The sequence below is a fragment of the uncultured Acidovorax sp. genome, from assembly GCF_964021665.1.
Classification (GTDB): Bacteria; Pseudomonadota; Gammaproteobacteria; order Burkholderiales; family Burkholderiaceae_C; genus Acidovorax; species Acidovorax temperans.
In genome coordinates, this window is sequence record NZ_CAXIAK010000155.1 from 1 (window position 1) to 3,238 (window position 3,238).

Below are 3,238 nucleotides of genomic sequence, written 5' to 3' on the forward strand. Positions count from 1 at the left end.
ATATCACGCCGCCGTGAGTTCACGAGCTTCACAACAGTTCGGCAGCTCTCGTTTATGACATGTTGTGTCTACAATTCGGACGCAAGTTCAGGCGCGCCCTCCGGCCTATCAACGTGGCTTGCAGGCCTGCACCAGGTCCTTTGATCTGGCATCCCGTCGTCCCTTTCTGCCAAAGGAGGCCTCCGGCCGAGTCGGGTGAGCAGCTGAAGAACTCCCGAGGTAGGGCCCCGCCCGTCCTCCCCCAGGAGCCCCAAAGCGCGCAAGATTTAACCCAGGGCCTTTGCATCTCCCATTTTAGCGGCCTTCCATGGCATCCATGAAGATCCCAGCAAGGAAACGCACTGCACCACCAGCACGCCCTCGGCTTGTGAGTGACCCAAATCACCATCTCCACATTTGGTTTGATTTGGAAAATTTTTATTGAGCAAAATTCGAATACTCATCTCGACCACAGGGCATCTCCATGAGGAAGGCAAGAGATTGTTGATCGCTGCCAGAAAGCGAAACGAGCCGCCCGTCCCGCCGCCATCCGCCTTGATGTTGTTGGGACCTTCTCAAATCCACCAATACTGCTCCGCGTATCTGGCCGGCAAACCGATTGGTGGTGTGCCCCTCGATTCCCGAGAAGGCGGCACCACAGTATTGGGGGAGCACTTGGCCGATTGCGAACTTCAAATTCCAGATCGGCACCCTCTCCTCTGCAACCATGGTGCTCGTGGTACCGGAAAGACCGTGCAACTGGCAATATCCGGATCTGAGTTCTTGAGGCGCAGGCCTGATGGCTTCGTCGTCTACCTGACTTTCAACGACGACTTTAGTCGATTGAACCCCATGGTGCCCGGCCTGGCTTTGTTACTGGACCCTCCGATCCCCATAGATATGGATAGCTTCGAAGCTGGCATTGCGCGGATGATCCTCCTTCGACTGATGGAGAGGTTCCAGGGTGTCTTCTACAAGGACGTCGCAGCCAATAGTCAGCCTGAAATGATGAGCTATCATGATTGGGTGTGCTCACTACCGGAAGTGGACATCCTTGAATCCCTGAACATGGTCCGCGAGATGCTTGAGCTACCACCCACTGCACCCTGTATGCTGGCCGTGGATGAGATCGGCAAGTTGCAGCACAGCGCTGCATGCCTCAGCAGATTGTGCCTTCTTCTCGACAGCGACGCAGACAAGAAACCCCGCACTTTCTGGCTCGCTGTCAGTAGCTATGGCTGCTTGGACCTGGTCAAGTTCGCAACGGGATCCAATCGCGTGCTGAACATGCAACCACTGCCTCCGATCTTCCCTATCGCTCTTGAGGAGATTGGTATCGTTCAGATGCCGCTGCTGGTTCAGCTGTTGCATGCCAAGCTGACCCAGCCTCTTCTGCGAGAGAAGCAGGACTTGGTGCAGCGGGTCAACGAGTTGCTGTTGATCAGCGGCGGCCACCCCCGGCGCGTGGAAATTCTTCTCGGCTACCTGGACCAGCTGGCTCCCAAGGAGGATAACCCTACCCTGGCAGTACTTCTCGCCAAGATGGAGAACGGTGATACGACGATGATCCCAGATCTGGAGAAAGTCACTACATCCATGAATAACATGCTTAACACCTCCAACGTGGAGCTCGAACCCGGCAGCTTTAACGACGACTTGATGCGAGACCTTGTGGTGCCCTACAACTTTCCCACCTCTCCCGAAGCAGCCAAGAAGATGGAATCCTCGTTGGAGCTGATCAACGAAGGCTTGTGCAGCTTCCTCCCTGTCCATCCAGGATCGCTCAGGGGCCGGTCCTTCCTGGCGTACCCCACTCTGATCGCTGCTGCTAAAAATGAAAAGACAGCCGTACCAAAACAGCTTGGAGCAGCGCTGCAGAGATACGTGCGCGACTTTGAGAAGGATGGCCAAGCGTTTGAGAAGGTGATTTGCGAGACCTTGCATGCGTGGGCCACCCACAACACTAGCATGAGGCTTCGGCAGCTGTGCGCCACTTCAGTGCCCGGCAGTGCCAACCATCAATCGCTCTTGGACATGAAGCTGAAACCCCTGCCCGCTGGCTCATCGGTCGACAGCTCCTCAGTGCCCCTGTACCCGAAGGAGGGAGTGGACTTGAGCCAGCTTGCCTGTGGTGTCTATTATCACAGCGGCGCCGGCAACCCGTTCATTGATTGCACCATGATCTTGGAGACGAAAGATGGCGGCGCAATTAAGCGGGTCGTGGTGCACCTCCAATTCAAGGACCACTACAATTCGAGGGACGGACTGATGGCCAAGTGGCGCTTTGGGCAGCAGTTCGCCTACGACGACGAGGTGGCCATGGGACCGAACACATCACGCACCCGCATGGGCCTGGCCAGCATGTACAAGGATCATGGCATCGCACATGTACATCTGCTGGTGACCGCCAACCCAATCACAGACCTGGTGACTCAAGAGGGCACGATCACGCCCAAGGGCAGGGAGCCATACAAGAAGGGCAAGAACTCCCAAGACTATAACGCCGCCATCAGCGTGGAAGCGTGTAAGTGCGAGCACCTGCGAGAAAATGAAGGATTGGTGAACCTCGAGGACATGAAGACATGGTTCCCAACCATGGGTTGGAACTTGCAAGCGGCACACAAGCTGCGCGAAGTTTTTTTTAGAACGGTCGACGCCGATGCAGTGTAAGGGCGTTTCTTGAAGAGTACACCATAAACCCCCCCTCCATTTGCTCGGTCTCTTGAAAAAGGAAGGAGCATCATGGATACTCTTTGACTCTCCTTTCTGACCCAAATATCAATCCCTGAGGGACTGTTCGAGCGCAAAGGCGGTTGACAAGACGAACGCCACCAAGCAGCGCGATGCAAAGCAACGCCCCACAACTACACCGCACCGCTATTGTACCTCGCCAACAAGTGCCTCTGGGATTTTATCTCTTGCTCACACATCGATGGCTATCAACTTCCACTCGGATTTTCATGTTCTGGGACGACGGAGGCAAGATCTTTGGCCGTCGCAAGGGACTATTCTCTGCTATCAAGAATGGTTCACGCGTTCGTATCTTTCAACGACTGGTCTGGTGATGCTTTCAGCGGAGGTTGTTCCACTGCTTCGGTCCATTTCGTGGGTTTTGGTCACACAACGAGGCGGCGATAGAGATCACGGAGCTGGTCATGAAGGAGGTGCACCAAATTGCTGGCCAATCGCCAAGGAGCATGGCATCAAAGGAAGGACTCGAGTCCTGCCGCGTGCACTCTTTGAGGCCTGATCGCGAAAA

Annotated in this window: 1 protein-coding gene; it reads left to right on the top strand. The window is 55.3% G+C overall.

Features of this window, described 5'->3' with window-relative positions; genetic code table 11:
• The first annotated feature begins 420 nt into the window (after nucleotides 1–420).
• Nucleotides 421–2,649: a hypothetical protein gene (locus AADJ04_RS17790; protein ID WP_341240429.1), complete on the top strand. Its 2,229-nt coding sequence runs from the start codon at nucleotides 421–423 to the stop codon at nucleotides 2,647–2,649.
• Nucleotides 2,650–3,238: the final 589 nt, after the last annotated feature.